Origin of the sequence: Rothia sp. HMSC071F11 (genome assembly GCF_001809115.1) — a bacterium.
In the GTDB taxonomy this organism is placed as follows: Bacteria; Actinomycetota; Actinomycetes; order Actinomycetales; family Micrococcaceae; genus Rothia; species Rothia dentocariosa.
In genome coordinates, this window is record NZ_KV795734.1 from 1 (window position 1) to 275 (window position 275).

The window sequence follows — 275 nt, forward strand, 5'->3', positions numbered from 1 at the left end:
CTATTAGACACTTTGGCCCGTGAAGAACAGCTTGGTTTCGCGGCGGGAACAACCCTGCGCGCCCTCAAAGCGCGGCGAGCACACAGCCGGGAGCGCATCCGCGAACTCGGCCTGTGCTTACGCATGAACGAAACCACCGGCGCGCCCCTGGCTCAGACCCTACGGGCTGCGGCCGAACACGCTGAAGAACATCTGGATGCTCTTCTCGGGCGAGAAAGTGCGCTGACGGGGCCGAAAACGACCGGCAAGATACTGTCGTGGCTGCCGTTTATCGG

Annotated in this window: 1 pseudogene; it reads left to right on the top strand. The window is 62.5% G+C overall.

Annotated features, from left to right (window positions below):
• Nucleotides 1–275 (top strand): annotated as a pseudogene (locus tag HMPREF2554_RS02525) (type II secretion protein F); the annotation flags it as partial.